Below are 24,287 nucleotides of genomic sequence, written 5' to 3' on the forward strand. Positions count from 1 at the left end.
GGCGGGACAGCGGTCAGTACGGCTGGACGAGGACGTGGGCGGCGCCGGGGATGCCGACCTTGAGGAGTTCGTCCTCCTCCGGGGTGGTGGGCGTGCCGGTCTCCTGCTTGAGGACGGCCCGGGAGAGCGCCTGGACCCACATGGCGCGGGGCCGGCGGCGCTCCTCCCAGGCGGCGAGCGCGGCGGGGACGGCCTCGGCGGCGTCCAGGCTCTGGGCGAGGACGAGGGCGTCCTCGACGGCCATCGCGGCGCCCTGGGCGAGGTGCGGGGTGGAGGCGTGGGCGGCGTCGCCGGCGAGCGCGATCCGGCCGACGTGCCAGGGCTCCTCGACGCTGACCTGGGAGATCCGCGAGTAGACCACGGCGGACGGGTCGGTGACCTGGGCGAGGGCCTCGGCGATCGGGCCGCCGAAGCCGGCCAGGCGCTCGGCGAGCTGCTCGTGGGCGTGCCCGGGGTCGGGCCGGAAGTCCTCGGCCTCGGCGAACACCGAGCCCAGGTACATGAGGTCGTCGGTGATCGGGGTGAGCAGTGCCTTGGCCTTGAGGTTGCCGGTGGACATCACCACGCCCTGGACCTCGGGTGAACGCGGCAGGGTGACGCGCCAGTTGGCGAAGCCGGTGTACTCGGGCGCGTACTTCTCCCCGTAGAGGCGCTTGCGCAGCGGGGAGCCGATGCCGTCGAAGCCGACGACGAGGTCGTAGCGGTCGCGGTGCCCGTCGGTGAGGGTGGCGTCGACGCCGTCGGCGTCCTCGGCGAGGTCGGCGATGGTGGTGCCGAAGCGCAGGGTGGCGCCGGCCCGGGTGGCGGCGGTGGCGAGCACCTGGGCGAGGGCGGGGCGGGGGATGCCGTTGTTGGAGGGGGCGTCGCCCATCCGGGGCTGCGGGATCTTGGCGAGGGTGGCACCGGTCGGGTCGCAGATGGTGAGCACCTCCCACTCGAAGCCGGCGGCGAGGCAGTCGTCGAGGACGCCTATCTCGCGCATCACGTGGAGGGCGTTGGAGGGCTGGATGATGCCGACGCCGAGGGCTTCCAGCTGGTCGCGGAGTTCGGCGACGTCGACGTGGTGGCCGCGCTTGGCGAGGGCGGTGGCGAGGGTGAGCCCGCCGATGCCGCCGCCGTGGACGAGGACGCGCAGGGGTGAGGTCATGGGGTAGCTCCTGGGGAAGGGAGGTGGTTCAGCCGACGTTCAGCCGACGGGGGCGGCGGAGAGGTCCATCAGGTGGTCGACCAGGGCGAGCAGCAGGTCGCGTCCGAAGGCGCGTTCGCGGACGTCGCCGAGGAGCATCGGTACCTGCGGGTCCAGGTCGAGGGCGGCGCGGATCTCGTCGGGGGTGCGGGTGTTGTGGCTGTGGAAGCAGTTGATGGCGACGACGAAGGGGATGCCCCGACTCTCGAAGAAGTCGATGGAGGCGAAGCTGGTGTCGAGCCGGCGGGTGTCGGCGATGACGATGCCGCCGAGGGCGCCGTTGACGAGGTCGTTCCACATGAACCAGAAGCGTTCCTGCCCGGGGGTGCCGAACAGGTAGACGACGAGGTCCGGGTTGACGGTGATCCGGCCGAAGTCGAGGGCGACGGTGGTGGTGTCCTTCTGGTCGACGCCGGACAGGTCGTCCACGCCGACGCTGGCCCGGGTCAGGTACTCCTCGGTGCGCAGCGGGGCGACCTCGCTGACGGAGCCGACGAGGGTGGTCTTGCCGACGCCGAAGCCGCCCGCGATGAGGATCTTGACGGCGGCCGGCGCGGTGGCGACGCCGGCGTCAGCGGCACTGCTGGGGTGGGGTGTTGCCATGGTTCAGAGTCTCCGGAGTCCTTCGCGAACGGCCGTGAGCAGGCCGAGGTCCACGCCTCCGGCGGCCCGGGCCACCGAGAGCGGTGCCCGGGCCCGCAGCAGGCCCTGGGCGACCAGGTCGCCCAACAGGATCTTGGTGACCGAGACCGGGAGGTCCAGGCCGGCCGACACCTCGGCGACGGCGGCGGGCCGCCGGCAGTGGTCGAGGATCATCCGGTGCTCGGGCTGGAGGCCGCGGGCACCGGCGCGGCTGCCCCGCGCCAGGGCCCGGGTGGCCTCGTCCTCGACGGTGGTGAGCACGGTGATCAGGGTGAGGTCGTCGCGCTCGGGCGCGGTGCGGCCGCGGGTGATGGTGTACGGGCGCACCATGGCGCCCGACTCGTCCTCGGCGTCCTCGTCCGGCAGTTCGCTCCAGTGCGGGACCCCGCCGCGCTGCCCGCTCCCGTTTCCGCTCCCGTACGGGCCCACCGGTGTCAGCTCCGGTTCCGGGCGGCGAAGGCGTCGAAGCCGGCGGGGGAGGCGGCGCCGGCCTCGGCACGCACCGGGGTGGTCATCTTCTGGCCGACCTGCTGCACCAGGGTGTGCATGGCGACCGACATGACCTCGGCGTCGACCTCCTGGGAGGCGACGACGGCCAGGTGGGTGCCCCGGGCGGCGGCGATGATGAACAGCCAGCACTCGGCGAGTTCGACGATCACCTGGTGGACGGCCCCGCCGTCGAAGAGCTGGCCGACGCCGCGGGCCAGGCTCTGCTGGCCGGTGGCGACGGCGGCGAGGCGCTCGGCGTCGGCCCGTTCGATGGTGCGGGAGTGGCTGACGACCAGGCCGTCGTCGGAGAGCAGGACGGCGTTCCTGGTCCCGGGCACCGAGTCGACGAGTCCGTCCAGCAGCCAGTCCAGGTCCTGGTGGGTGGCGATCGTTCGGTTCATGACTGGTCATCCGTTCGTGTGGTTCGGGGGTCCGCGGCCGGCAGGGCCCAGGGGGAGGGGCCGGGCGCGGGCGTCGGGGAGCCGGCGGGGGCGGTGGGGGGAGCCGGTGGGGTCACGGCCCCGGGCAGCGGGTGCTCGCCGCTGTCCTGGGCGCGGGCGGCACGGGACTGGCGCTGGAAGGCGCCGATCGTCGCACCGGAACGCTTCGCCGGGCGCTGGAAGGGGCCGCCGGCGGGCTCGGTGGCCGGGGCGGCGGGTTCGGCGGCGGGCTCGGCCCACTGCGGGCGGGGCGCCGGCGGGACGCGCAGTTCGGCGGCCAGGCTGGCCTGCCGGACGCGCTGGGGCAGCGGGGGCTGCTCGGTCTCGCTGGGGCTGAGCGGCACCGCGGAGGCGTACTCGCGGCGCCGGCGCCGTTCGGCCAGCCGGTAGTGGTCGGCCGGGCGGTACTGCTCGTCGGCGTACGGGGCCTCGGCGTCGGTGACCCGGGCGTAGGCGATGTCCGGGTAGGCGGGCACGTCGTGCGAGGGCAGCTGGTCGACCGGGGCGTCGGGGGCCGGCGAGCTGTGCTCGATCGGCTGCTCGGCGTACGGGACGGGGAACGGCGCGGGCTCGGCGGCGGGCGCGGCCTCGGGCTGGACGTACTCGACGTGCCCGAAGGCCTGGAGGGGGGCGGTCAGCGGGTCGTGCGGGAGCTGCTGGGTCTGCCCGAGCGGTTCCGCGTACCCGAGCGATTCCGCGTACCCGAGCGGTGCGACGTACCCGGGCTGCTCCACGTGCTGGACCTGCCCGAACGCCTCCACCGGGGGGAAGGATTCGGCCGCGGCGAAGGCCTCCACCGGTGGGAGGGGCTCCGCCGGCGCGAAGGACTCTCCCGGCGGGAAGGAGTCCACGGGCGCGACCGGCGGCCCCGCCGGCTCCGGCTCCGGGGCCTCGTTGGAGGCGGTGAGCAGCGCCTTGCGGGAGCGCCGCACGAGCGGGATCGGTTCGACGGGGGCGGCGTCGGGGAGTCCGGCGTCGCCGTCGATGACGAGCTCGTCGGGGACGAGCACGACGACCCGGGTGCCGCCGAAGGCGGACGGCCGGAACTCGATCTTGAGTCCGTTGTGCGCGGCCAGCCGGGCGATGACGTAGAAGCCGAGGCGGACGTCGTCCGCCCGGGCGAGCACGTCGGTGCGGGGCGGGCGGCTCATCAGTTCGTTGGCGGCGTCGTACTGCTCGGGGTCCATGCCGAGGCCGCGGTCCTCGATCTCGACGGCGAGTCCGCGGCCGACCATGGCGGCCCGGACCTCGACCGGGGTGGGCGGCTTGGAGAAGGTGGTGGCGTTCTCCATCAGCTCGGCGAGCACGTGCGCGACCGGGCCGACGGCCCGCTCGGACAGCCACGGGTGGCCCTCGACGTCGATCATGATCCGGCGGTAGTCCTGCACCTCGCCCTGCGCGGCGCGCAGCACGTCCAGCAGCGGGACGGGCTTGCGCCAGCGCCGCTGCGGCTGGCCGCCGGCCATGATGACGAGGTTCTCCTCGTAGCGGCGCAGGCGGGCGGTGAGGTGGTCGAGGTCGAACAGGCCCTCCAGGACCTCAGGGTCCTCGTGCTTGCGCTCCAGCTCGTCGAGCTTGCGCAGCTGGCGGCCGATCAGCAGCTGGGTGCGGCGGGCGATGCGCTGGAGCAGCCGCTCGAAGCCTCGGTGCTGCTCGGCCTGCTTGACGGCGGCCTCGACGGCGGAGGCGCGGGCCAGGTTGAGGGCCTGGCCGAGGCGGGCGAGCTCGTCGGTGCCGTTGCCGTGCGGGCCGGCGGTGATGGTGCGGCTGTCGGTCTCGACGTCGACCTGCTCGCCGCGGCCGAGGCGTTCGACGACCTCGGGGAGGGTGCGCTCCATCTCCTCGGCCTGGGTCTGGAGTTCCTTGATGCGCCGGCGCAGCGAGCGGCTGAGCCGCCAGGAGGCGATGATCACCGCGACGACGGTGATCAGGCCGACGACGGTGGTCAGGACGACCTTGGTGAGGAGGGAGAGGATGGTGCCCTTGCCGACGTCGACGATGGCGCTGGTTCGGTTCTCGATGGCCTTGACCAGCTGCGGGTTGAGCTGGTCGAGGGCCTGGCGCCACTGGTCCTGGGCGGCGGGGAGCTTGACGGTGCCGTTGGCCTCGGCGGCGGTGGGCTTGGTGAGCGACTGCTCGACGGCGGCCTTGGCCTGCCAGGCGGGGCTGTTCATCAGGTCGTGCCAGGCGGCGGCCTCGCCGTCCGGGATGTACGGGAGGACCTGGACGGTGAAGAGGTGCTCCTGCGCCCCGACGGCCTGCTGCACCTGCTGGTAGTCGGCGGCGGAGAGTCGCCCGGTGGGCCAGCCGCGGGCCAGGATGGCGTCCTCGCGGGCGAGCATCTCCTTGGCCCAGAAGGTGTTCACCAGGGTCTTGGAGACCCAGGTGACCTCGCCGGCGTCGACGCGGCTGAGTGCGGTGAACAGCCGCAGGTCGACGGCGATCAGGTCGGTGTAGTACGCGTAGAGGGCCTGCTGGTCGATCGAGCCGTGGTCGACGGCGGTGCGCTGCTCGGCGAGCTTGCCCATCGCCTGGCGGGCTTCGGTGACGGCGGTTCGGACCTCTTCGGGGGCGCTGTCGGCGGTCTCGCCGGAGAGGACCTGGAACTGGCGGACCGCGTCGTCGGTCTGCTGGCGCTGGCGGCGCAGCTGGTCGGTGTTGCCGCCGGGCCGGGCGAGCGCCTCGGCGCTGAGCCGGCGTTCTTCCTGGAGGCTGTAGTAGACGATGTTGGACGGCTGGCCGGCCTTCTGGGCGAGCAGGCCCTGGGCGGCCTGGCGCTGGAAGTCGAAGACGGTCTCGCCGCTGGTGACCGCCCACAGGGCGGCCAGGGCGATGCTGGGGACGACGGCGAGGACGAGCAGCGCCGTCCGCAGTGACAGGCGCGGACGCCTGCGGGGGGCCTTCGGCGTCGGGGGCCGCCGATTCGCACGCGCGCGCAGAGCAGTCTCCTTGGGGATGGCGGCCGGCCTGAGCGGGGCGGCCGTCCGGGGCACGGGCTTGACGAGGCGATACTAGTCATACCGTGTGATTGGAGTGAAAGTGCGTTCGCCGCCTGGGCCGTGGTCACACACGCTCCGGACACAATGTCATCTGACGGTTGATCGTGCGTGCTCGAAGCATCCCAGTTCGGAGCGGGTTGACGAGGCGTCGGCCATCGGAGCGGGCGGCCGGGTGGCCGCCGTGTGAAAACTGTGTGTCCGCGCTCCGGATATTCGCCCGACCGGTCGGTCGGTGGCCTCGGTGCCCGCTCCGCCCGCTCCGCTCAGTCGGCCAGCAGGCGCGACCGGGTGGCCTCCAGCTCGGCCGCCAGCACCCGCCCGGCCTCCTCGGGATCGCCCCGGTGCAGCGCCCCGACGAGGTCCGCGTGCGACGCGTAGCCGTGGTTCGGGTCCCCGCTGCGCAGCCCCAGCACCCCCACCAGGTCCACCAGGTGCTCCCTCAGGACCGGCGCGAACTGGGCGAACAGGTCGTCCAGCACCGGGTTGTGCGCGGCCGCCACCACGGCGGTGTGCAGCGCGATGTCTGCGTCCACGAAGGCCGCGTCGTCCGCGCCGCCCGCCGCCAGCCGGGTGGCCAGCGCCGTGTCCACGGAGGTGAGGTCCGTCTCCGTGCGGCGCGCGGCCGCCAGTCGGGCCGCCTGCACCTCGACCATGGTGCGCACCTCGTAGACGTGCGCCAGCTCCGCCCGGCGCAGCCGGGTCGGCCAGTCCAGGGCGGGCCGGTCCGCCGTCACGAACACGCCCGACCCCTGCCGGCTCTGCACCATCCCGGCGCCGGCCAGCGCGCGCAGCGCCTCCCGGACGGTCGAGCGGCCGACGCCCAGCTCCTTCGCCAGGGTCACCTCGCCCGGCAGCTTCCCGCCCACCGGCCAGTGTCCGGCGGTGATCTGCTCCTCCAGGCGTCGGGTGGCCTGGTCGACCAGGGGGGAGCGGTGGAGGGGGCCGAGCGGGGGCATTCGCGTTCACCTGTCAGCTTGTCTGAGGACTTGGTTCGTGGTTAGTCTACCCGGCATGCAGCCGTGGAGTCTCCCTCCGGGTGGCCTTCTTCTTGGTGGCCGCAGCGGGGCGTGACCGGACCGGCACCCCGCTGCGGGGCGCCGTCCTGCCGGTCCACCGGTACCTCCGTAAGGACTCATCATGCGATTCCCGACCCTGCGTACCCCCGCCGGCCCCGTCCCGGTCACCGCCCCCGCCTGGAACCCGCAGCGCCCGGGTGCCATGCCCTCCCACCGCTACCGGCCCGCCCACGAGCGCGTGCACGTCCCCGCGCTGATGCGGCGCTGGCCCGGCCGACGGATCGACCACGCCCCGCTGTGGGTCCCCGTCGACCTGCGCGACGGCAACCAGGCACTGGCCGAACCCATGGACCCGGCACGCAAACAGCGGATGTTCGACCTGCTCCTGGCCATGGGCTTCAAGGAGATCGAGGTCGGCTACCCCTCCGCCAGCCGCACCGACTTCGACTTCGTCCGGCAACTGGCCACCGTGCCCGGCGCGGTGCCCGAGGACGTCACCGTCGTCGTCTTCACGGCGGCGCGCGCCGACCTGATCGACCGCACCTTCGAGGCCGTCGAAGGCCTGCCCCGCGTCGTCGTCCACCTCTACACCGCCACCGCCCCGCTCTGGCGCGAGGTCGTCCTCGGGCGCGACCGGCACGAACTGCGGGCCCTGATCACCGAGGCCGCCACCCACCTGGCACGGCGGGCCGACGGCCGGCCCGGGGTGCGCTTCCAGTTCTCGCCCGAGGTGTTCAACCTGACCGAACCGGACTACGTCCTGGAGGTCTGCAACGGACTCACCGAACTGTGGGACGCCGGCCCCGACCGGCCCGTCGTCCACAACCTGCCCGCCACCGTCGAGATCGCCACCCCCAACGTCTACGCCGACCAGATCGAGTACCTGCACCGGCACCTGGAGCGCCGCGAGTCGGTGATCCTCTCCGTCCACCCGCACAACGACCGGGGAACGGGCGTCGCCTGCGCCGAACTGGCCGTGCTGGCCGGCGCTCAGCGGGTGGAGGGGTGCCTGTTCGGCAACGGCGAGCGGACGGGCAACGTCGACCTGGTGACGCTGGCGCTCAACCTGCACACCCAGGGCGTCGACCCCATGCTCGACTTCTCCGACCTCGACGAGATCCGCCGCACCGTCGAGCACTGCAACCGGCTGCCCGTGCACGAGCGCCACCCCTACGCGGGGGACCTGGTGCACACCGCCTTCTCCGGCACCCACCAGGACGCCATCAAGAAGGGCTTCGCCCACCACGCCAAGGTGGCGGCCGAGTCCGGCGTCCCGGCGCGCGAGGCGCCCTGGTCGGTGCCGTACCTGCCGATCGACCCGGCCGACCTCGGCCGCGACTACGAGGCGGTCATCCGGGTGAACAGCCAGTCCGGCAAGGGCGGCATCGCCTACCTGCTCCAGACCGGGCACGGGCTGGAACTGCCGAGGCGGCTCCAGATCGAGTTCTCCCGGGTCGTGCAGGAGGCCACCGACGACAGCGGGCGGGAGGTGACGGCGGAGGGACTGTACGGGCTCTTCCGCGCGGAGTACCTGGACGCGGCGCCGGACTGGCCGTGGCAGGCCGGCGACGACTGGGCGGAGGTGGACGGCCGGCGCGGCGAGGGCGCCGGGCCGCTCGACGCGGTGGCCGACGCGCTGCGGGTCGACATCCTGCACTTCAGCGAGCACGCCGTCGGGGCTGGTGCGGGTGCGGGTGCGGGTGCGGGCGCTGGTGCCGGCTCCGGTACCGACGCCGTCGTCTACGTCGAGGCCCGGGTCGGGGGACAGGTGGTGTGGGGCGCCGGGCGGGACGGCTCGGTGCTCACGGCGGGCGTACGGGCGGTGCTCAGCGCCGTCGGCCGCGCGCAGCGGGGGTGACGGACGGGCCGCCGTCGGCCGTCGCGCCGGAGTGACCCGTACGGACGGGAGTTGTACGGAGACGGCCCACCGCGACACCGTGCGCGGTGGGCCGCGCCGCCTACATCGGTTTCGGTGCGATCACCGCGAACGGCGCGCCCTGCGGGTCGGTCACCACCGACATCCGGCCCGCCACCATGTCGAACGGCGGGGCGAGGACGGTGCCGCCGTGCTTGACCAGGGCGTCCACGGTGGAGTCGACGTCGTCCACCGCGAAGTACGTCAGCCAGTGCGCGGGCGTGCCGGGCGGGTCGTCGGCGAGCAGCGAGGCCCCGCCGACGGCCCGGCCGCCGACCCGCAGCTCCCAGTACTGCTCGGCGCCCTGCGCCGGCTCGATCTCGATGCCGAACGCCTCGCCGTAGAAGGCGGTGGCGCCGGGCAGGTCGCTGGTGTGCAGCTCGTTCCAGATCAGCGCGCCACTCTCGTTGACGACCCGGGCGCCGAAGAACTCGCCCGGCTGCCAGACGCCGAACACCGCGCCCTGCGGGTCGGCGGCGATCAGCATCCGGCCGAGCTCGCCGACGTCCATCGCCGGGACGAGCAGGGTGCCGCCCGCGCCGACGATCGCGTCCTGGGTGGCCTGGGCGTCGGTGGTGGACAGGTAGCTGGTCCACACGGTCGGCGGGGTGGGCATCCCCTCCGGCGCCATCGCCGGTCCGATCCCGGCCGACGGCTTGCCGTTCAGCTCGCAGACCGCGTACCCGCCGAACTCGGCCGGGCCGACCTGCCCCTGCCAGCCCAACAGGTCGCGGTAGAAATCCAGTGCCGCCTGCTGGTCCTGCGCCATCAGATCGACCCAGCACGGGGTGCCGGTCGGGTACGGAGTGGTGACTTCGGGCATTCTCGCTCCTTCAGGTGAGGTCCTGCGTCGGTCACCCTCTCGTCGCGGACCGTGCGCCGCCACTCGACACGCTGTCACGACCCGCCGGGCGGCCGGTGACGAGCCGGTCAGCACCGGTCAGCGCCGGTCACCGCCGTCGAAGCGGGCAGAGCGGGGGCGTTTCGGAGGTGGGGCCGAACGTCCGGGGGCACGCCACGGCGGCGACCGACCGGAGCTGCTGGCCGGGTGTCCAGTACGTCCACACCACGTCGTGCGGGAACGTGTCGAGGAACGCCAGGGCGTGATCCAGCCGGGTGAACGCGGGGAGGTCGGCCTCCGAAGCGGGGGAGTCGGCGAGCTGCTTGCCCAGCCAGTCGAGCGCCTCGGCGGGGTCGTTGGTGGTGAGCCTGATCTGCGCCGCCGACTTGGCGAGCCAGTGCATGACCTCCAACGGCGGTATGGGGCTGCCCCATTCGGGCCGCGAGCCGTTCTGCGGTTCCGGCGACCGCCGCTCGGCGTCGTCGGGTCGCTTGCTGCCCGCCCACGCGTAGCAGTGCCAGTGGAGGCCGGGCCTGTTCCAGTGATCCATGAGCGCCCTACCCTGGGTGTGAGGCGGGCCCCGCTCCCAGTTGCGTTGGGAGCGGGGCCCGCTGGTGCGAGGTGGTGCGTCAGGCGGAGGCGGTGAAGCGGTCCGGGTCGATGCCGGCGGAGCTCAACTCCACGGTGGTGAAGCGCAGTTCCCGCCCCGGCGCCTTGGTGTCGCCCATCACCCACAAACCGCCGGCCACCCCCGGCACCTCCTGCAGGGTCACGCACGACTCCCCGTCGTCACCCCCACCCTGGTTCCCGCCACGCGCCTTGTAGGCGGCGAGTCCGGCCGGGATCTCGATCTCGTACAGGTCGCTCACTGCACTGCCTTCCTGTTCGGTGAAAGGGGAATCCGTTCCCACGCGGTGGTGCACCCGCACGCGGTCGGATTCCCCAAATGGCCGGATGCGGGAGTCTGTTGGGTTTGCCTCACGCGGCGGTGTCCGGGTTCAGGCACTCCCCGACCTCGCGATGCTTCCGCCGGAGGACCGTCACGTCCGTGAGCTTCGAACGGTCCAAGCCCTCCGGGTCCTTGAACGCCTCCCGCGCCATGGCGTCGTGCCAGCAACAGGTGGGGCACAGTCCGGAGTCCGGTGCGGCCGGCTCGGGTTCACGCTGGGCGATCTCACGCAGAGACATCTGGCCGGCTCCCTTCCTGGGGCGCTTCGTTGATGAGGAAGACGCTACGGAGGGTAGGCGGTTGGTCTCTACGAGGTTCTACAAGATTGCACGCCCATCACCCGAGTGCATCAATCGCCGCCGTGATCAGCGCGCGGGCCGGGGTGCCGTACACCGCTATGTCGGACAGCTTCTGAAACGCGGCGAGGTACTGGGCGATCTCGCCCGGCGCGGTCATGGTCACGGCAGCGGTGAGGGTTTCGACCTGCGCCTGTTCGCTGTCGTAGACGCTGAACGTCTCCAGTGGCCAGATGTCCCGGTCGGCGTTGAGGGGGATGACCCCGAGCGACACGGCGGGCAGGGACATGATCGCCAGCAGGTAACCGAGTTGCCCAGACATCGCGTCCGCGTCGCCGACCCGGTATCGCAGGACGGACTCCTCCACCACCACGGCGAACCGGTGGTCGCCCTCCCGCAGGATGTGCGACCGTGCGAGCCGGGCGGAAACGGCGTCTGCCACGTCATCGGGCGTGCCGCGAAAGCGGGTGATGGAAGAGAGCAACGCCGTTGCGTAACCGTGGTTCTGAAACAGCCCGGGAACCACTGTCGAACAGTAGACCCGGAACACGCGGGTGCGCTCGAACAGGGGCACATAGGAATCCTGCAACCTCCTGAGCCCGGTACGCTGGAGGCGCTTCCACTCCACGTACATCTCATCCGCTGAGCGTGATGCGGCGATGAGATCGGCGGTCTGATCGTCGGCTCTGCACAGCCGACACCAGATCCGAATGTCCTCATCGGACGGCGGAGTTACCGCGTTGATGATCCGAGACGATTTCGAGGGATGCCAGCCGGCTTGGCGAGCCAGCTCACGCCCGTTGAGTCCAGCGTCCTTGCAGAGGTCTCGCAGGCGGGCGGCGAGCGCTTTGCGTGCTGATTGGACGCTGGATGACGGAGATGTGGGCATGAGCTGGCAGTCCGGTGCTTCGTAGGTCAGATCCGATAGTTCTCGTGAGGAACGGCCCGCGACCAGACCGCTTCGAACGCCGAGGCGCAGAGCTTCGCCACGGCAGGATCCCCCGTCACCTCGTCGCCCAGATAGGCACCCGCCCCCGAGAAGTGGCCGAACCTCACAACCGTGTCGTCGAACACCCAGAAGTCGTTACCGGGAAGGGCGAGGTCAGATGCCCGGCGACGCGGCAGCCACCGGATCTGCTCGCCCGCGGACACATTGGCGAACGTGCCTTCGTGGAGGTACTGCGTGTACTCGCTGACCGGCTCGGAGACGATTCGCGCGCGGCGGATCTCGACACCCCGCGCCACCGCGCCCGATACGAGATCGAGCCAAGGGCGCCACCAGGAGGCGCGGTCGGCCAGGTTGTGGCGATGTCCCGCCCGCCATGCGGCGACGCGCGGGGCCTCGTCCGGGTCGTCGTACGAGTCCCGCATCTCAAGGTGAACCGCCGAGCGCTGGGCGGCGTCCAGAAGCTCAACGAACGTGGGCGCCTTCGGCGACATCAATAGCCTCCCTGAGAGCGGCAGCCATGCGGACGGGCAGCCGCAGCACGGTCTCACTGTCGGGGATCGGCCCTGCGGCCAAGCACTCCTCTTCGGTTGCCTGGTCGACCTTCCAGCCCTGAATGACGAATTCCCCCGCGTCCTTGTCGACCCACACCGTCGGGCAGTTGGCCCCATCCGTGTTCGGGTCCTTGGCGATGAAGGTTAGTGCCATCGTTCCCTCCGTGCCTCGCGGTTGCATGGATGTGCAAGACCATCCACCCGCAGCCAGGCTGTAGTCAAGAGGTTACAAGCGGTTGATCTGCGCACTCGGGTGATCCGGGCACTCATTGTGACCGGCATGGAGCCGGGGCGGCGCTGGGATTGTGCGGCCTTCCGAGCCTGAGCCCAGGGAGGCCGCCGTGTCCCGAACGCCGCAGCAGATCTTCCGCATCCGGGACGGGAAGATCGCTCGACTGCGTGACTACTTCGGGCCTGAGCTGGCGAGTTGATGAGCTGAGAACATCCGACCAGTCACGGGTGGCGTCACGCCAGGGTGCGGAAGAAGGTCCGGATGTCGGTCACCAGCAACTCGGGCTGTTCCAGGGCGGCGAAGTGGCCGCCGTGGTCGAACTCCGTCCAGTGCACGATGTTGTCGATGCGTTCGGCGAAGGCGCGGACCGGCAGGGTGATGTCGTGGGGGAAGACGGCCATGCCGGTGGGGACGGTGGAGGGGGTGGCCTCGGTCCAGCCGTTGCGGGCCGACTCCTTGTACAGCCGCGCGGAGGAGCCGGCGGTGGCGGTCAGCCAGTACAGCATCACGTTGGTGAGGAGGTGGTCCCGGGGCACGGCACCTTCGGGAACGCCGCCGTCGCAGTCCGTCCATTCGCGGAACTTCTCGACAATCCAGGCGAGTTGGCCGACCGGTGAGTCGGTGAGCGCGTAGCCGACGGTGTGCGGGCGGGTCGCCTGGACGGCGGTGTAGCCGGAGGTTTCGGCCTGGTGGCGGGCCCAGGTGTCGAGCCGTTCGCGGTCGAGGGCGTCGAGGGTGGACGGGTCGCCGGTGGGGAAGGTGGGGGAGGTGTTGACGTGCACGCCGATGACCCGGGTGGGGGCGGCGAGGCCGAGTTCGCGGGAGATGCCGGAGCCCCAGTCGCCGCCCTGGGCGCCGTAGCGCGGGTAGCCGAGGCGGTCCATCAGTTCGGCCCAGGCACGTGCCACACGCCGGTAGTCCCAGTCGAGTTGGCCGGTCGGTCCGGAGAAGCCGTAGCCCGGGATGGAGGGCGCGACCACGTGGAAGGCGTCGCGCGGGTCGCCGCCGTGGGCGCGGGGGTCGGTGAGCGGGCCCAGGATGTCCAGGAATTCGGCCACCGAGCCGGGCCAGCCGTGCGTGATGATCAGCGGGGTGGCGTCGGGTTCGGGTGAACGGACGTGCAGGAAGTGCACGTTGGCGCCGTCGAGGGTGGTGGTGTACTGCGGGAAGGTGTTGAGCCTGGTTTCGTGCTCGCGCCAGTCGTAGCCGGTCCGCCAGTACTCGGCCAGGTCCTGGAGGTAGTGGAGCGGGACGCCGTAGTCCCAGTCGGCGCCGGGCAAAGAGTCGGGCCAGCGGGTGCGGGCGAGGCGGTCGCGCAGGTCGTCGAGCTGGTGCTGTTCGATGGCGATGCGGTAGGGGCGGATGTCGGTTTCGGCGGTCATGGCGGGGCCTTTCGAAGCATGGGGTGGGGTCAGGTCGTCGGCAGGATGTGGGCGAGCAGGGCCGCTTCCAGGTCGCGCAGCGGGAAGGCCGGGTCCTCGGCGGCGAGGGTGAGGCCGCCGCGGATGCCGGCGAGGAGGAGCAGGCGGGCGGCGGCGGGGTCGGGGACGCGGCAGGCCGCCAGGGCTTCGTCCAAGGCCTGTAGGAGGTCGGCGGAGGCGAGGTCGGCGCCTGCGGCGACCAGGACGGCGCGGGCTTCGGGGTCGGCGAGCAGGGCGGAGACGGCCCGGCTCTCCTCGACCTCCTCGGGGGCGGAGTCCAGGCCGAGCAGGGCGGAGCGGACCAGGAGTTGCAGGGTGGCGGCGGGGCTGTCGGCCGGTTGGGCGGCGAGCGCCGCGCGGGTCCGTTCGCGCCAGCCGTCGGCGATGTCGATCAGCAGGCCGTCCTTGCTGCCGAAGTAGCGGGAGGGCAGTCCGTCGGCGACGCCGGCCCGGGTGGCGACCTGGCGCAGGGTGGTGGCGCGGTAGCCCTGTTCGGCCATGAGCAGGACGGCGGCGCGCCGGATCTTGGCGCGGGTCGCTTCGCGGACGGCCGCCGAGGCCTCAGGCGTGCGGGGCATGGGGGCGTCCGGTGTTTGGTTGAACCATTGTTCAATATAAACACACGGCAAAGGTCCGCGTCACGCCCGGCGCGGGCCCCGGGGAGTCGGAGCTGGCGGGGCAGCCGCTAGCCCAGTTCGTAGCGGACGATCTCGTCGGTCGCGGTGGTCACGACGAAGCCGGTCTTCACCAGGACCCTTCCCGAAGCGGGGTTGCCCACGCGGTGCTCGGCGGTGACCCGTGGGGTGCGGTGGTGGGCGAGGAACCGGCGCACCGCTGTGGTGGCGTAGCCGTGACCCCAGGCGTCCTCGCGCAGGATGTAGCTGAGGCTGCCCGTGTGGCCGGTGATGCGGAGCCGGACGATGCCGAGCAGGTCGTCGTGGACGTCGATGCCGAGGATGCGTGCGGTGCGCGGCCGGCGGGCGTCGGCCTCCTGGGCTTCGCGTATGTAGTCGTGGGCCTGGGCGGCGGTCATCTGGCCGAACCACAGGTCGGCGACCGACCTGCCGCTGTAGATGCGGCGGACGGCGTGGGCGTCGCCCGGCCGGAGCTCGCGCAGGTGCACCCTTCCTCCAAGTCGTGGCGTCGGTCCGGGGCTTCCGCGCGCCGCGCGGGAAGCCGACGGGAGGCCCCGGGCCCGGACGGCTCAGGCGAAGATGAGGCGGAAGATCTGGTTGTGGACGAAGAAGCCGCCGGGCTGGCCGGGGATCGGCTGCAGGTTGAACGTCTCGGCGAACTGCAGGGGCTTGTCGAAGGCGTTGTCGATGAGGAGGTTGCCCGTGACGGTGACCAGTACGCCGTTGCCCGGGGCGGGCTGTGCGTCGGTGGTGTTCACCTTGTGCTTGACGGTGGCCAGTTGGGGCGTCGTCAGCTTCGCGAGGATGTTCTGCTGTCCCTGGACCTGGGCGTTCTCCCAGGTGAGCATCGACTCGGGTCGGTAGAGGCTGTTGAGGTTCGGGCGACCCGAGATGCCGGAGTCGAAGGTGTTGTAGTAGTGCGGCACGAACGAGTTGGCAACGGCGTTGAAGTCCATGCGCGGAACGTACCAGTCCGCTCACAGCGGGTGTGCGCTGTTTGACGGAACTGCCACCGGGGTGACCGGATCCCCTTATCCTGGACGGCTCCTGACGAGCCCGGTGCCCGTGCCCGTCTTGACCCTCCCGTCGTGGGAGAGCCGACAGTGGAGTGCAAGCACGTCGATGAGGTCGATGAAGCGGTGCTGTTGAGCCTCGGAGAGGTCGCGCGGCTTCGAGCGCCCTGCTGCCGGCGGCCAGTGTTCCGGCGCACCGCCGGTGTCGGTGGGTGCGGGTAGCGTGAGCGCACGTGGGCAGTTGGGCCGACACCCGGGGGGACCGATGGAGAACGCGCCGGACCACGGCCGGACCGTGCGGAACGGTTCGCTCGCCATGATCGGCCTGGGGGTCCTGCTGTTCGTCCTCAGCCTGGTCTACCTGATACCGCACGACATGGGGGTGACGTCGGCTCTCCGCAGTCGCGGCGTCCACATGCCGGCGGTCGTCACCGAGTGCACTGAGGTGAGCGCGCCGCAGGACAACCCGGCGGGCAACGCCAACTGCCGGGTGCGGTTCACGACCTCCGAGGGGGCGTCCGTCGAGACCCGACTCGCCTACGTGACCGACACCGTCAAGGCCCGCGACACCGTGGCGGTGGTGTACGACCCCCGGCACACGGACGTCGCCGCCCTTGCTTCGAGCATCGGTTTCTGGAACTCACTGGGCCGGAACGCGCTCGATGTGGTCGCACTGGTGGCGTCCGTCGTCATGACCCTGCTGGGCCTCGCGGTCCATCTCGCGTACCGCCGGCTCACCCGGGCACGCAGGCGGCCCACCGCTCTTTAGGCGGTGAGGAGTGGGAAGTCGGCCCCGCCGATGTGGCCGTGCCGCGCTTGCCGCCAGTCGATGTAACTATTACAGTTACGACATGGAGAGGGGTGATGGGCGGCATGAGCGCGAACAGTAGGTTGACCGTCGCCGCACACGCCCTGACCTGGATCGGGCTGTACCAGCGCCGTGGCCACGAGGTCGCCACCTCCGAGCAGATCGCGACGAGCGTCAACACCAACCCCGTGGTGATCCGCCGCCTGCTGGCCCAGCTGCGCACGGCGGGCCTGGTCGACTCGCGAAGGGGTGCCGGGGCCGGCTGGACGCTGTCGCGGGACCTGTCGGCGATCACCCTGCTCGACGTCTACGAGGCGGTGGAGCCAGGGCCGATCTTCGCCCTGCACCCCGCCACGCCCGACCCCGAGTGCGTCGTGGGCCACGGCATCGCTCCGGTGATGGCCGCCGTCTACGACGGGATCGAGGCCACCCTCCGCCGGGAGCTGTCGGGAACCACGCTGGAGGATGTGCTGCGCGATGTGCTGAAGGCCGCCTAGCCTCGGCCGTGGCAGTGCTTCCCGCGCCGGTTTTTGCGCCCAAAAATGTAACAAGAATAGTTACGTCAAGATTCGGAGAATCTCATGGGACAGCTGGACAACAAGACCGCCCTCGTCACCGGCGCCTCCACCGGCATCGGCCTGGCCATCGCCCGCCGCTTCGCCGCCGAGGGGGCGACCGTCTACCTCACCGGCCGCCGTGAAGCCGAGCTGGCGGCCGCCGTCGAGCAGGTCGGCAGCCGGGGCATCGGCGTCCGGGGCGACGTGTCGAAGCTCGACGACCTCGACCGGCTCTTCGCCGAGATCACCGAACGCAGCGGCCGGCTCGACATCGTCGTGGCCAACGCGGGCCTCGGGGACTTCGGCCCGCTCGGCGAGATCACCGAGGAGGAGTACGACCACACCACCTCCGTGAACCTCAAGGGCACGGTGTTCACCGTGCAGAAGGCGCTCCCGCTGCTGTCGGCCGGCGCCTCGGTGATCCTGCTCTCGTCCAGTGCGGCCCTGCGCGGCGTCCCGGGTCTGGGCGTCTACGCCGCGACCAAGGCCGCGATCCGCAGCCTCGCCCGCACCTGGGCCACCGAACTCGCCGGTCGCGGCATCCGGGTCAACGCCCTCACCCCGGGCCCGGTCACGACCCCCGGCGCCGACGAGCTGCGGGCCGCGTCCCCCCAGGTCGATCAGGCCGTCGCCACGACCCCGCTCGGTCGCGTCGGCCGACCCGAGGAGGTCGCCGCCACCGCCCTCTACCTGGCCGGGGACCAGAGCTCCTTCACCACCGGCGCGGAACTGCTCGTCGACGGCGGCCTCACGCAGCTCTAGGGCTGTTCCGTCTCGGCACGGAACCTGAGCGGGGTGGAAAGGCGGAGTGGGAAGTCGGCCCAGCCGACTTCCCACTCCCTCACCGGACTTCGGTCAGCGGCACAGGGCCGTGTCCACGACGTTCTCGACGTGCTCCGAGCCGGCGGCGTCCGGCGGGACGGTGGTCACCGCGATGTTGACGGCGCGGCCGTCGTCCGTCGCCCCGCCCCGGGTCTCGTAGCCGGGGATGTCGCCGCCGTGGCCCCAGTAGACGCCGCCGCAGGACAGCGGTCGGCTGATGAGCCCCAGGCCGTAGGCGGCGCCGCTGTCGCCGATGGGGACGGTGGTGCGCATCTGGGCGAGCTGGGCCGGTTGCAGGAGGCGGCCGCCGAGGAGGGCGGTGAAGAACTGGTTGACGTCGGAGTTGGTGGAGATCATCTGGCCCGCCGCCCCGCCCGCGGAGGGGTCCAGCTCGGTGAAGTCGATCAGGTGCCCGTCGGTCGCGTCCTTGAGGTAGCCCTGGGGGTGGGCCTCGCGGATGGTCCGGTCGCCCTGGGCGGGGTAGTAGGTGTGCCGCAGGCCGAGGGGCTTGATGATGCGCTGGTCAATCTGTTCGGCGATGGGGCGGCCGGTGACCTTCTGGACGACCAGGCCGGCGAGCACGTAGTTGGTGCTGCTGTACTTGAAGCTCGCCCCCGGGGCGAAGTCGGCCTTGTGCTGGAAGGCGATGTCCAGCAGGTCGCGCGGCTCGAAGTACCGGTGCTGGATGGAGGGTTCGTCGATGTAGCCCTCGTAGTCCGGGAGCCCGCTGGTGTGCTGGAGGAGCTGGCGGACCGTGATGTGGCGCCCGTCGATGCCGTCGCCGCGGACCAGGCCGGGGAGGTAGGACTCGACGGGCTCGTCGAGCCCGATCTTCCCCTCGCCGACCAGCTGCAGCACGACCACCGCGGTGAACGTCTTGGTGTTGCTGCCGATCCGCACCTGGCCGTCGACCGGCACCTTCGCGCGGGTGGTGACGTCGCCGACCCCCGCGGTGTAGGTGCGGGTGCGGCCGTCACGGCCCTGGACGCCGGCCAGCGCGGCGGGCAGGCCGTCGTCACGGACCAGCGCGTTCAGCCCCTGCTGGACGGCGTCCGGGCGGGGGGCGGCGGCTGCCGTGGACGGTGCCAGGGCGGTGCCCGCGGTCATGAGGCCGACGGCCACCGCGGCCGCCGCCGCCACGACGACCCCGCGCCGACCGGCCTGCGGGCGCCGGGAGGAGAGCCGGGACGAACGCCGGGAAGAAGGCCGGGAGGAAAGCGGCTGCCACATCTGCTCACGCACGAGTCAACTCCGGTGCAATCAAGGGGAGGCCGGGAGGTCCTCCCCGGGTGTGATCGCCAGTCTGCTCGGGCGGCTCGTCGATGACCTCCCCCGACCGGGGGAGCACTTTCTCCCACGTTTCCGCGATGCGCACCGACCGCGCCGACCGTCCCGCACGCCGACCGCCCGCACGCCGACGCGGGGCCGGCCCGACGGGGGTGCGGGCCGGCCCCGCGGGCCTGGTCGGGCGGTCGTGATCGGCCCGGTCGTGATCGGCCGGTCGTGTTCAGCCGGTCGCGCCGACCGCTACTCGGTCAGCATCTTCTCGCCGGCGTCCGGCAGCTTGGCGCCGTTCTTGTCGAAGAACTGCCACGACGTCACCTTCTTGCCCGGCTGCTCGGGGACCACCAGCCGCTGGTACGGGGAGTCCCCGACGGCCTTCAGCCACGGTTCCATGACCGAGCCGTCCGACCAGGTCACCAGGACCTTGCCGACGTCCGGGCCGAGGGCCATCACGGCGAGCTTGATCGGGAGCGGACCGGGCGTGCCGGCCTTGTCCCGGGCGCCCATCAGGCCGCCGCTGAACGTGTCGGCCATCCGCGGGTCGACGTGGCCCGGCGCCGGGTAGCTGCCCGCGTTGTCGTACGGCTGGCGCACGTCGTCCAGGGTGACGTAGTCGTTCACGACGTCCTCGGTGGGCTGCCAGTACTGCTGGATGAACGCCTCCGTCGGCTTGTCGAGTGAGGAGTCGACGGCGTGGCGCTCCTCCCAGACGGCCACCGCCTGCTCGTACGCCCGCTCCTTCGGGGCGACCGGCCAGAGTGCCGTCCAGAGCTTCCACGTCTTGCCGTCGGGGGTGCTGCCCTGGGCCAGCGTCACCCGGACCGGGGTGAACGGATCCCGCTCGGCCGTCGCCGTGCCGGACGGCTGGGCGGCCGGACCGCCCCCGGTGCCGCCGCCGGGACCGCCGTTGGCCGGGACGAGCGACTGGGTGCCGCTGCTCGCGGGGGAACTGTGCAGACCCGCCATCGTCCCGCCGCCCAGCACCACCACGGAGGCCAGCGCGAGCGCGCCGACCACCGACCGGCGACGGCGCCGGATCCGGCGGCCGCCCGCCATGATGTCCGCCATCGGCGCCGGGCCGACCTTGGCCCCGGCCGCCACCTCCGCCAGGCCGAGCCCGACCCACACGTCGCCGTCGTCGCCCGCCGCGCCCATGCCGACCGTCCCGCCGTTGCCACCCGCGCTCATACCGCACCTCCGATGCTCGTCATGCCCTTGATTTCCTTCAGCGCTGCGGCCCCCCGCAGTCTCGCGATCCCCTTGGCCGCGTGGCTGCGCACGGCTCCGGCCGAGCAGCCCATCGCCTCGGCGGCCTGACTGTCGCTCAGGTCCTCCCAGTACCGCAGCACCACAGCCTCGCGCTGGCGGGCCGGCAGGGCGGCCAGCGCCGTCATCAGCGCGCCGCGCTGGTCGGAGCGGGCGTAGCAGTCCTCCGCTCCGGCCTCGTCCGGCACCGCGTACACCAGCAGCTCCGGCGCGCGGCGGCGCCAGCGGCGGGCGTGTTCGTTCACCAGGATCCGCCGCACGTAGCTGTGCGGATCGCCGGCCCGTCGCACCTTCGCCCAGGCCGCGCAGGCCTTCTCCGCCGCGGACTGCACCAGGTCCTCGGCCGCGTACTGCTCCCCGGCCAACAGGTACGCCGTCCGCAGCAGCCGTGGCCAGGCCCCGACGATGAACGCCTGGAACTCCTCGTCCCGGTCGGTCTTCGTGCCTCCCATGAGCACCTCCTCACCCACCTAGAGCCCGGAAGCGGCCCAAAGCGCTTACTCCCGCCGATCACCAAACCGGTTGGCGCCCCCCGGGGGCGTCGATACGATCCGCGGATGATCCTCTCCCATGACGTATCTCATGACCTGCCGGGCAACCGCCCCACCGTGGTGCTGCTGCACTCGTCCGTGTGCGACCGGAGGATGTGGGACCCGCAGTGGCAGGGGCTGGTCGACGCGGGCTACCGGGTGATCCGGGGCGACTTCCGGGCCTTCGGCGACACGCCGCCGGCCGACGCCCCGTACAGCGACGCGCAGGACGTGCTGGCGCTCCTCGACCACCTGGGCGTCGAGAGCACCGCGCTGATCGGCGCCTCGTACGGGGGGAAGGTCGCCATGGACGTGGCGGCGCTGCGCCCCGGGGCCGTCACCGCGCTGGCCCTGCTCTGCTCCGGGGCGTCCGGGCACGTCGCCGGTGACGCCCTGATGGCCTTCGCCGCGCGGGAGCGGGAACTCCTCGCGACCGGGGACGTGGAGGGCGCCGTCGAGCTCAACGTCGAGAGCTGGCTGGGCCCGGAGGCGGGCGACGAGGCCCGCGAACTCGTCCGCCGGATGCAGCGGCGCGCCTTCGAGGTGCAGGCGGACGCCGAGGTCGGCCCCACCGACGACGAAGCGGACCTCTCCCGGATCACGGCGCCCTGCCTGGTCGTGACCGGCGGCCACGACCTGGACGACTTCCGGCAGATCGCCGACTCCTTGGCGACCCGGATCCCCGGTGCCCGCCGGCTCGAACTGCCCTGGGCCGGCCACTTCCCCGGTCTGGAGCGGCCCGAGGAGACCTTCGAGCTGCTCACCGGATTCCTCCGCGAGACGGCGTAGGCGCCCCGAGCAGCGCTGCCTCAGCCGGCGGAGCCGCGCCGGCCGGGGCGGGGCGGGTCTGGGCAGGCCGGGTCGGGGGAGGACGGATCGGGACAGGCTTGGCTGGGGCAGGCTGCGTCGGGATCGTCCAGCAGCAGCTCCAACAGCGGTACGGCCGCCTCCAGTCGGCGGCACTGCTGCGGGGTGAGCCGCGTGCTGCGGCGGGCCAGCAGAGCGGAGCGCTCCCGGCGGATCCGGGTGATCGCCGCCAGGCCGGCCGGCGTGAGTTCGAGCAACTGGGAGCGGCCGTCCAGCGGGTCGGGGGTCTTGGCGATCAGGCCGTCGGCGGTCAGCGGGGCGATCGTACGGAGCACGGACGGCACGGCCACCCCCTCCCGCGCGGCGAGTTCGCCGAGCCGCAGCGGGCCGTGCACCTCCACCCGGGCCAGGGCGGAGAGTTGGGCGACGGTGAGGTCCTGGCCGCCGGAGGCGCGGGCCATCTGCCGGTTGAGCCGGCCGATCGCCAGCCGCAGCCGGACGAGGGCCTCGGCGGAGAGACCGGCCCCGGCTCCGCTGTGGCTCCCGGTCCCGGTGTCGGCCCCGGCATCGGCATCGGGGTCGGTCACGGTGTCGGCGTCAGTCACGGCGTCGGTGTCGGCGTCGGTCGCGGCATCGCGCCCGGTCATGGCCTGCGGGCCTTTCCGTGCGGTGCGGGCCGGTTCGCGCCGGGCCGTCCGGCGGCCTCGCCCGCGCCCGGCCGGGGGCGGCGGGGGCGCCGCGGCCCGGTCCGCTCGCGCACCAGCGAGGCCGCCGCGGCGACCAGCGACATGGCGATCGCCAGCCAGAACACCACGACCAGGCCGTCGTGGAAGGGGCCCGAGATCAGTTGCGGGAAGAACTCCCGGCCGGTCAGCGTCCGGGCGTTGGCCGCCGGGAGCATGCCGAGCACGTGCGGGCCCAGCAGCTGCTGGATCGGGTTGTAGCCGAGGAACGCGGCGAAGAGCGTGCCGACCGGTGGCAGCGAGGCGATGGTGTGCGCGTCGGCGGCGGGCACGCCCTGCGCGGTCAGCCCGGCGGTGAGGGTGTGCGGCAGCGAGCCGGCCAGGCCGGCCACCATCAGGGAGAAGAAGACGCCGATCGAGAGCACCATGCCGGCGTTCTGGAAGGTGGCCCGCATGCCGGAGGCGGCGCCGCGGGCCTCGGCCGGCACGCTCGACATGATCAGCGAGGTGTTGGGGGCCGCGAACAGGCCGCCGCCCAGGCCGTTGAGGAACACCAGGACGGCGAACCACGGGTAGCCGAAGTCGGTGGGCAGGAGCAGCAGTCCGGCGAAGGACAGGGCCATCACCACCAGCCCGCCGGAGGCGAACAGCCGGGCCCCGGCCCGGTCGGAGAGGTAGCCCGAGACCGGCCCGGCGGCCAGGAAGCCGACGGTCAGCGGGACGAGGTAGATGCCCGCCCACAGCGGGGTGTCGGCGTAGTCGTAGCCGTGCAGCGGCAGCCAGATGCCCTGGAGCCAGATGATCAGCATGAACTGGAGGCCGCCGCGGGCGATCGAGCCCAGCAGGGTGGCCGCGTTGCCGCCGGCGAAGACCGGGTCGCGGAACAGCGCCAGCGGGAACATCGGCTCGGCGACCCTGGACTCGACCAGGCAGAAGGCGATCAGCAGCGCCACACCGCCGAACAGCCCGCCCAGCACCCAGGGGCTGGTCCAGCCCATGGTGTGGCCGCCGTAGGGCTGGATGCCGTAGGTGATCGCGGCGAGCAGGGCGGTCAGGCCGACGGCGAAGGTGATGTTGCCCCACCAGTCGATCCGGGCGGGCCGCCGTACGCCGGTCTCGCGCAGCGACCGGTAGGCCCAGACCGTGCCGAGGATGCCGATCGGCACGTTGACCCAGAAGATCGACCGCCAGTTCCACTCGGCCAGCAGCCCGCCCAGCACCAGGCCGATGAAGGAGCCGGCGATGCCCGCGACGATGTTCACCCCCAGCGCCATGCCGCGCCGGTGGGCGGGGAACGCGTCGGTGATGATCGCGGCCGAGTTGGCCATCAGCATCGAGCCGCCGATCGCCTGCACCACCCGCCAGCCGATCAGCCACAGCGCGCCCGGCCCGCCGTGCAGCGGGTCGAGGGAGAGGGCCACCGAGGTGAGGGTGAAGATCAGGAAGCCGGCGTTGTAGATCCGCACCCGGCCGTGGATGTCGCCCAGCCTGCCGAGGGTGACCACCAGGACGGCGGTGACCAGCATGTAGCCCATCAGCATCCACAACAGGTAGCTGACGTTGCCGGGTTGGAGCGGGTCCAGGCCGATGCCGTTGAAGATCGCGGGGAGGGAGATCAGGACGATCGAGGCGTTGATGGTGGCGATCAGGGTGCCGAGAGTGGTGTTGGAGAGTGCGACCCACTTGTACCGCGGATGGTCCGCCGCCACGGCCCCGCGGACCGTGCGGACGCGCCTGCCTCTGCCGTTGTTCGGGATCTTCGTCGCCACCGCTGCCCCCAGGTGAGTGGCAGGCCGGGGGCCGCCAGTCGGAGAGTACTTCGATAGCTTTCGCTAACTAACGATAGTCCGACCATCCTGCTGCCGATACCCCGCAGGCATCCCGGGGGCCGCCACCGGCCACCGGCGGCCGGCCACCGACCGTCGGTGGCCGGCCGCCGGCGGCCCGCTCCCGCGC

At 72.3% G+C, this 24,287-nt stretch carries 27 protein-coding genes; 5 read left to right on the forward strand and 22 right to left on the reverse strand.

All coding sequences use genetic code 11. The features are described from left to right. Window positions 1-13: 13 nt before the first annotated feature. The 6 genes from ACIOGZ_RS00280 to ACIOGZ_RS00305 form a co-directional block, all read right to left on the reverse strand. On the reverse strand, window positions 14-1,147 hold the full coding sequence (locus ACIOGZ_RS00280; protein ID WP_400984149.1) for an FAD-dependent monooxygenase: 1,134 nt from the start codon (window positions 1,145-1,147) through the stop codon (window positions 14-16). Window positions 1,148-1,186: 39 nt separating this feature from the next. After that, complete coding sequence (locus tag ACIOGZ_RS00285; RefSeq protein ID WP_363579619.1) at window positions 1,187-1,789, reverse strand: ATP/GTP-binding protein; 603 nt, start codon at window positions 1,787-1,789, stop codon at window positions 1,187-1,189. A 3-nt stretch (window positions 1,790-1,792) separates the two neighbouring features. Beyond that, entirely contained in the window at window positions 1,793-2,257 is a 465-nt protein-coding gene (locus tag ACIOGZ_RS00290) for a DUF742 domain-containing protein (RefSeq protein ID WP_400804632.1), read from the reverse strand. 5 nt (window positions 2,258-2,262) lie between these two features. Next, window positions 2,263-2,718 carry a roadblock/LC7 domain-containing protein gene (locus ACIOGZ_RS00295; protein ID WP_363579618.1) on the reverse strand — a complete coding sequence of 152 codons (456 nt, stop codon included), beginning with the start codon at window positions 2,716-2,718 and terminating at the stop codon, window positions 2,263-2,265. Further along, the gene (locus tag ACIOGZ_RS00300; protein WP_400984152.1) at window positions 2,715-5,750 is read right to left on the reverse strand and encodes a nitrate- and nitrite sensing domain-containing protein; all 3,036 of its coding nucleotides are present in this window, start codon (window positions 5,748-5,750) and stop codon (window positions 2,715-2,717) included. The genes ACIOGZ_RS00295 and ACIOGZ_RS00300 overlap by 4 nt, the downstream gene beginning before the upstream one ends. A 269-nt stretch (window positions 5,751-6,019) precedes the next feature. Continuing rightward, window positions 6,020-6,712, reverse strand: coding sequence for an FCD domain-containing protein (locus ACIOGZ_RS00305; protein WP_363579616.1), 693 nt, complete (start codon window positions 6,710-6,712; stop codon window positions 6,020-6,022). 181 nt (window positions 6,713-6,893) lie between these two features. Here ACIOGZ_RS00305 and ACIOGZ_RS00310 point away from each other — a divergent pair, with 181 nt between their 5' ends. Next, on the forward strand, window positions 6,894-8,630 hold the full coding sequence (locus tag ACIOGZ_RS00310) for a 2-isopropylmalate synthase (protein WP_400984155.1): 1,737 nt from the start codon (window positions 6,894-6,896) through the stop codon (window positions 8,628-8,630). A 100-nt stretch (window positions 8,631-8,730) separates the two neighbouring features. Here ACIOGZ_RS00310 and ACIOGZ_RS00315 read toward each other — a convergent pair whose 3' ends face one another. The 11 genes from ACIOGZ_RS00315 to ACIOGZ_RS00365 all read right to left on the reverse strand — a co-directional run bounded on the left by ACIOGZ_RS00315 (window position 8,731) and on the right by ACIOGZ_RS00365 (window position 15,517). Then, window positions 8,731-9,510 (reverse strand): VOC family protein, encoded by a 780-nt coding sequence (locus ACIOGZ_RS00315; RefSeq protein ID WP_400843672.1) that lies wholly within the window; start codon window positions 9,508-9,510, stop codon window positions 8,731-8,733. 127 nt (window positions 9,511-9,637) lie between these two features. After that, window positions 9,638-10,078 carry a hypothetical protein gene (locus ACIOGZ_RS00320; RefSeq protein WP_363579613.1) on the reverse strand — a complete coding sequence of 147 codons (441 nt, stop codon included), beginning with the start codon at window positions 10,076-10,078 and terminating at the stop codon, window positions 9,638-9,640. A gap of 79 nt (window positions 10,079-10,157) precedes the next feature. Then, window positions 10,158-10,397, reverse strand: a complete 240-nt coding sequence (locus tag ACIOGZ_RS00325) for a DUF397 domain-containing protein (RefSeq protein WP_363579612.1) — start codon at window positions 10,395-10,397, stop codon at window positions 10,158-10,160. A gap of 109 nt (window positions 10,398-10,506) precedes the next feature. Continuing rightward, on the reverse strand, window positions 10,507-10,716 hold the full coding sequence (locus tag ACIOGZ_RS00330; protein ID WP_363579611.1) for a hypothetical protein: 210 nt from the start codon (window positions 10,714-10,716) through the stop codon (window positions 10,507-10,509). Window positions 10,717-10,813: 97 nt separating this feature from the next. Beyond that, the gene (locus tag ACIOGZ_RS00335; protein WP_363579610.1) at window positions 10,814-11,662 is read right to left on the reverse strand and encodes a helix-turn-helix transcriptional regulator; all 849 of its coding nucleotides are present in this window, start codon (window positions 11,660-11,662) and stop codon (window positions 10,814-10,816) included. Between the two features lie 26 nt (window positions 11,663-11,688). Beyond that, on the reverse strand, window positions 11,689-12,213 hold the full coding sequence (locus ACIOGZ_RS00340; RefSeq protein ID WP_400984158.1) for a DUF6879 family protein: 525 nt from the start codon (window positions 12,211-12,213) through the stop codon (window positions 11,689-11,691). Next, window positions 12,185-12,427, reverse strand: coding sequence for a hypothetical protein (locus tag ACIOGZ_RS00345; protein WP_363579608.1), 243 nt, complete (start codon window positions 12,425-12,427; stop codon window positions 12,185-12,187). The genes ACIOGZ_RS00340 and ACIOGZ_RS00345 overlap by 29 nt, the downstream gene beginning before the upstream one ends. Window positions 12,428-12,738: 311 nt before the next feature. After that, window positions 12,739-13,887 (reverse strand): epoxide hydrolase family protein, encoded by a 1,149-nt coding sequence (locus ACIOGZ_RS00350; protein ID WP_400984161.1) that lies wholly within the window; start codon window positions 13,885-13,887, stop codon window positions 12,739-12,741. A gap of 29 nt (window positions 13,888-13,916) precedes the next feature. After that, on the reverse strand, window positions 13,917-14,504 hold the full coding sequence (locus ACIOGZ_RS00355) for a helix-turn-helix domain-containing protein (protein ID WP_363627615.1): 588 nt from the start codon (window positions 14,502-14,504) through the stop codon (window positions 13,917-13,919). A 107-nt stretch (window positions 14,505-14,611) separates the two neighbouring features. After that, window positions 14,612-15,049, reverse strand: coding sequence for a GNAT family N-acetyltransferase (locus tag ACIOGZ_RS00360; RefSeq protein WP_363627614.1), 438 nt, complete (start codon window positions 15,047-15,049; stop codon window positions 14,612-14,614). Window positions 15,050-15,130: 81 nt separating this feature from the next. Then, the gene (locus ACIOGZ_RS00365) at window positions 15,131-15,517 is read right to left on the reverse strand and encodes a nuclear transport factor 2 family protein (RefSeq protein WP_363579604.1); all 387 of its coding nucleotides are present in this window, start codon (window positions 15,515-15,517) and stop codon (window positions 15,131-15,133) included. 322 nt (window positions 15,518-15,839) lie between these two features. Between ACIOGZ_RS00365 and ACIOGZ_RS00370 the strand changes: the two genes are divergently transcribed. The 3 genes from ACIOGZ_RS00370 (at window position 15,840) to ACIOGZ_RS00380 (ending at window position 17,701) form a co-directional block, all read left to right on the forward strand. Continuing rightward, on the forward strand, window positions 15,840-16,343 hold the full coding sequence (locus tag ACIOGZ_RS00370) for a DUF3592 domain-containing protein (protein WP_363627613.1): 504 nt from the start codon (window positions 15,840-15,842) through the stop codon (window positions 16,341-16,343). Window positions 16,344-16,447: 104 nt separating this feature from the next. Then, complete coding sequence (locus tag ACIOGZ_RS00375; protein WP_363627612.1) at window positions 16,448-16,879, forward strand: Rrf2 family transcriptional regulator; 432 nt, start codon at window positions 16,448-16,450, stop codon at window positions 16,877-16,879. A gap of 84 nt (window positions 16,880-16,963) precedes the next feature. Beyond that, window positions 16,964-17,701 carry an SDR family oxidoreductase gene (locus ACIOGZ_RS00380; RefSeq protein WP_363579601.1) on the forward strand — a complete coding sequence of 246 codons (738 nt, stop codon included), beginning with the start codon at window positions 16,964-16,966 and terminating at the stop codon, window positions 17,699-17,701. Window positions 17,702-17,794: 93 nt separating this feature from the next. Here the strand turns inward: ACIOGZ_RS00380 and ACIOGZ_RS00385 are convergent, their stop codons facing one another. From ACIOGZ_RS00385 to ACIOGZ_RS00395, 3 genes are all read right to left on the reverse strand, one after another. Next, window positions 17,795-18,901, reverse strand: a complete 1,107-nt coding sequence (locus ACIOGZ_RS00385; RefSeq protein ID WP_400805266.1) for a serine hydrolase domain-containing protein — start codon at window positions 18,899-18,901, stop codon at window positions 17,795-17,797. Window positions 18,902-19,288: 387 nt separating this feature from the next. Beyond that, window positions 19,289-20,233, reverse strand: a complete 945-nt coding sequence (locus ACIOGZ_RS00390) for a hypothetical protein (protein ID WP_363579600.1) — start codon at window positions 20,231-20,233, stop codon at window positions 19,289-19,291. Further along, the gene (locus tag ACIOGZ_RS00395; protein WP_363579599.1) at window positions 20,230-20,763 is read right to left on the reverse strand and encodes a SigE family RNA polymerase sigma factor; all 534 of its coding nucleotides are present in this window, start codon (window positions 20,761-20,763) and stop codon (window positions 20,230-20,232) included. Before ACIOGZ_RS00395 ends, ACIOGZ_RS00390 begins: the two co-directional genes overlap by 4 nt. 105 nt (window positions 20,764-20,868) lie before the next feature. Between ACIOGZ_RS00395 and ACIOGZ_RS00400 the strand changes: the two genes are divergently transcribed. Further along, complete coding sequence (locus ACIOGZ_RS00400; RefSeq protein ID WP_363579598.1) at window positions 20,869-21,630, forward strand: alpha/beta fold hydrolase; 762 nt, start codon at window positions 20,869-20,871, stop codon at window positions 21,628-21,630. A 20-nt stretch (window positions 21,631-21,650) separates the two neighbouring features. Here the strand turns inward: ACIOGZ_RS00400 and ACIOGZ_RS00405 are convergent, their stop codons facing one another. After that, the gene (locus tag ACIOGZ_RS00405; RefSeq protein WP_400984165.1) at window positions 21,651-22,295 is read right to left on the reverse strand and encodes a MarR family winged helix-turn-helix transcriptional regulator; all 645 of its coding nucleotides are present in this window, start codon (window positions 22,293-22,295) and stop codon (window positions 21,651-21,653) included. After that, window positions 22,292-24,040 (reverse strand): MFS transporter, encoded by a 1,749-nt coding sequence (locus ACIOGZ_RS00410; protein ID WP_400804652.1) that lies wholly within the window; start codon window positions 24,038-24,040, stop codon window positions 22,292-22,294. Before ACIOGZ_RS00410 ends, ACIOGZ_RS00405 begins: the two co-directional genes overlap by 4 nt. Window positions 24,041-24,287: the final 247 nt, after the last annotated feature.

This window comes from Kitasatospora sp. NPDC088160, from assembly GCF_044741445.1.
In the GTDB taxonomy this organism is placed as follows: domain Bacteria; phylum Actinomycetota; class Actinomycetes; order Streptomycetales; family Streptomycetaceae; genus Kitasatospora.